The 3,884-nt window shown below is 66.7% G+C and carries 3 protein-coding genes; 1 reads left to right on the forward strand and 2 read right to left on the reverse strand.

Features of this window, described 5'->3' with window-relative positions:
• Positions 1–682, reverse strand: a 682-nt coding sequence (locus MUO23_00880; protein ID MCJ7511504.1) for a hypothetical protein, incomplete at its 3' end; no start/stop codon positions are given.
• Positions 683–1,020: 338 nt separating this feature from the next.
• On the opposite strand from MUO23_00880, the gene MUO23_00885 reads away from it, so the two are divergent.
• Positions 1,021–2,538 (forward strand): hypothetical protein, encoded by a 1,518-nt coding sequence (locus MUO23_00885; GenBank protein ID MCJ7511505.1) that lies wholly within the window; start codon positions 1,021–1,023, stop codon positions 2,536–2,538.
• 140 nt (positions 2,539–2,678) lie between these two features.
• Here MUO23_00885 and MUO23_00890 read toward each other — a convergent pair whose 3' ends face one another.
• On the reverse strand, positions 2,679–3,584 hold the full coding sequence (locus MUO23_00890; protein MCJ7511506.1) for a PD-(D/E)XK nuclease family protein: 906 nt from the start codon (positions 3,582–3,584) through the stop codon (positions 2,679–2,681).
• Positions 3,585–3,884 lie beyond the last annotated feature (300 nt).

Below are 3,884 nucleotides of genomic sequence, written 5' to 3' on the forward strand. Positions count from 1 at the left end.
CCAATGCCAGGTCCTGGCTCGCCTGATGGATCCAGTGCCAGTTGCCGGTCAGCTGAGCGAGCAGCTCTTGACTGGGCCTCGCCTGAGAGTCAAGCTGATGGTCCGCGGCCAAGCGGCGTGCGTGCTCTTCGATCTCCGGCAGCGAAAGGGCGATCCCTGGCGCCGGCTGCGGAGCGGACATCCCCTCCCGCCGCGGCAGGAGGAAGAACACGATCGGCTGGGCCTCCGCCGCCTCCCGGAGCACATTCACGGCTCTGGCGAGCGTCTCGATCGGCACCTGCAGGATGACCACGGTCTCGTCTGCCACCAGCCATCGGGCGTGATCGCGCATCAACTGGCGGTCGAGACCGAAACGGGCGCGTCGGTAGCCAAGTGCCGCCAGGACTGCCCCCAGCGCGACTCCGGTGAGCAGTGCCGCAAGAGCGGTCTGCGGCGCAACCAGGAGCCGCTGCAACTGACCGGCGGCAGCGAGGCTGATCGTGGCTAGGAATCCACCCCCTAGCCCGCCCAGGGCAGTGTTCCACGCCCGGCGCGCGACAAATGGATCCTGGTTGTCGACCGAGCCATCGCGATTCTTGTGGACCAAACCGCTGCGAAGGAAGCCCTCTGACCGTAGCTGGCGTGCGATGGCTCGGACTTGAGTTGAATCCGAGAAGAATCCCAGGACGATGGCGCCTGACATCTCACCTCGCACGAAATTGGCCAGAGCGGCTTGCACCGGCGGCCGACAGGCCATCCGGTGTGGGATTGGCGCAGTACTGCTTGGAGTATACCTGCACGGTCTCCGAACTTCGACCCGGCAGGCTGGGCCGCTGCCCTGCCTGCCGGGTTGGGATAACCCCTCCGCCACCAGGGTGACGGAGGCGGATCGAGCCGAGTTCAGGAAGCGTAGAATACAGCCTCCAGGGTCGGAAGCGATGGGCGGGTTCTTGTCTCTTCGGATGCTGGTCAGGGCCTACGCAAATGAGACCTCCGAATTCCCCGCCAGGCTGCTGCCAACTCTCTAAGATGAAATGCCGCTTGGTGACGCTCATCGCCATCCCGCTGCTCTTGGGGACGGCCTCCCTGGCCTGCAACGCGCCCGCGCGCTCGCCAGGCCCGGCGCGCCAGGCGACGGCGGCCTCCGTGCAGCTGACGATGCAAGCCGTGCCCAGGCAGCCCTCCGGGTTGCCGAAAGCGCTCCAGAGCACCACGCCCGTCCCTGCGCCGAGCCCGACGCCCGACTGGTCGACGCCTGGCCCGGTGTTCAACTATGAAACCCGCTCCGGCGACACGCTGCCGGCTTTGGCCGCTCGCTTCGCCGTCGCGCCGGCGCAGATCGTGGCGGGCCAGCCACTCTCCAGCAACGGCTACCTGCCGATGGGGATCGCACTCCGAATCCCGAACGTTCTCGAGGCAGTGTCTCCCGGGGTTGAGATCCTGCCGGACAGCGAGCTGGTGAACTCGCCCGCCGCCTCCGGCTTCGATGTACTGGGTTTCGTCCAGCAGGCGGGTGGTTACCTATCGGGATACCAGGAGACGCTTGAGGATGACACGGTCTTGAACGGAGCGGCCATTGTCCAGAGGGTCGCCGATGAGCTGTCGGTCAACCCGAGCCTGCTGCTGGGGCTGATCGAATACCGCAGCGGCTGGGTGTTCGGCTCCCCGCCGAGCGCACAGGACAATCCCTATCCGCTGGGTCTGCGGATCCCGGGGCGCACGGGGTTGTACCAGGAGCTGATGGTCGCCGGCACCCAGCTCAATCGCGGCTACTACGGATGGCGCGAGGGCACGCTGGTCGATAGCCAATTCGGGAACGGGGCCAGCCTCCGGTTCCACCCGGGGCTGAACGCCGGCTCGGTGGCCGTGATGCACCTGTTCACCATCCTGCGTCCCCAGGACCGGTGGATGGAGAGCCTGTACGGGAGAGGGTCCTTCCCAGCGCAGTACGCAAGCCTGTTCGGGGACCCCTGGGCGCGAGCGCAGGCGGCCGGACCGGTGCTGCCTTCGGATCTGTCTCAGCCTGCCCTTGAGTTGCCCTTTGCGCCGGGGGAGCGCTGGAGCCTGACCGGAGGACCGCACCCGGCCTGGAATGCCGGCACGCCCCGCGGGGCCTTGGACTTCTCGCCGATCACGAACGAGGATCCGTGTGCTGTCTCCGTTCGCTGGGCGACCGCTTCCGCCCCGGGAGTAGTCGTTCGCGCCGGCGAGAATGCCGTCGCTCTCGATCTCGACGGCGACGGCCACGAGTCGACCGGCTGGGTGGTTGTGTACCTCCACCTGGCGGACGAGGAACTGATCGCGACCGGGATGCCCGTCGCGACCGGCAGGCCGCTGGGACATCCGTCGTGCGAAGGGGGAAGGGCGACGGGCAAACACGTCCACATCGCCCGCAAATACAACGGCGAGTGGCTGGCGGCCGACGGCCCTGTCCCCATGGTCCTCAGCGGCTGGCGGGCGGTCGCCGACGAGCGCAACTACTACGGCTCGCTCGTGCGGGGCGAAGAAACGGTGACTTCAGACTCGTCGGGGCGGACAGGTTCGACGATCCAGCGCTAGCTCGACGGCCCAGACTCCGACGACAATTGTGGAATGCGCGGGCCCTGCCTCGCCGCGCCCTCCCCGGCGCAGCTGCATGGCCGCCGCGCCCCTGGCTGCGGGCGCGGAGGGTTCCAGATCAGTGGGCCGGCGGCCGGGGCTCACAAATGGGCGGGGAAGCGCTCGGGGTAACACGCGCCGCGGAAGCTGCAGTAAGCGCAGATTCGATCGTCGTCGACCTGTGGGAAGGATGGTTTGTCGAGAGGGATGTTCTGCACGATCTCCCGGCAATAGGCGTACATCTCGTTTGTCTCAGCCCTGACCTGGACTGCGAAGTTGTCCAGATCGGTTGCGGAGAAATCCTCGTGAACTTCCTCGTAGGCCGGATGCAGGTAGGCGATCGTCGGCTGGATGCGAGCGGGGTCGGTCTCGAAGTGGTACGCAGCCCAGGTGGCGTAGCCCAAGAGCTGCTTGCGGTGCTTGGCCGGATCGGACTTGCCGGTCTTCCAGTCGACGATATGCAACTCGTCTCCCAGCGGGAACAGGAAATCGACCTTGCAGTAAACCTTCATCTCCTGCAGGCGGGTCTCGCCATAGCCGTCAGGGTCGATGATCCAATCCGCCGCGCTGGCGACGGCCTCCTCGACCAACCAGGCGAAGCGCTCGCTGGCCAGCAGGTTGTCCAGGCAGGCGTGAATCTTCGGGCTGAGATCTTCCCCCCGAACTGCCGGGAGTTCCCCGTAGACAACCTCATCGAAGGATCTGTCCTGAAGGTGCTGCTCGACCAGGCGATCGGCGAAGGCGTGGAAGCGCGGGCGATCGATGTCCGCAGCCGTGGCCTTGAGCCGGTTGAGCAGGGCCTCGATCACCTCATGCACGATCCCGCCGGTCTCGAGCGGGATGGTCACCAGCTCCTTGAACCGGGTCAACTGGCGGGCCCGGATTTCGAGGTCGTATTTGGCATAGTAATGGTAGAAGTACTTGCGCTTGCAGATCGAGAACAGGTCGTAGCGCGTCGCCGACCAGCCCAGGATTGAGGTGAAGGGGAAGTGCTTGATGGTGCGCATCGGCTCCGGTCTGCGCAGGCGGCACGCAACAAGTGCGCCCCAGGATGCTGCGTACCGCTCGCTGCAGCGCGCCACGGGACGCCGGCCCTTGCCAGCCTCCCCACTATACCCCGTTCTGCCTGGGCTCTAACCACCAGGGCGCGCCGCGAGGGGGTTGCATCCCCGTCGTCGCTCTTCTACACTCCCTGCGCGGACGTGGACTGCCCTCGTCCCGCGAGGCGCGTTGCCAGGCGGCGCGCAGGGGAGACCCCGTTCCTGCCGTTGGCACCCGGCAGACGGTGGGCGTGTCGGAGAGCGCCC

It is taken from the genome of Anaerolineales bacterium, assembly GCA_022866145.1.
Taxonomy (GTDB): domain Bacteria; phylum Chloroflexota; class Anaerolineae; order Anaerolineales; family E44-bin32; genus PFL42.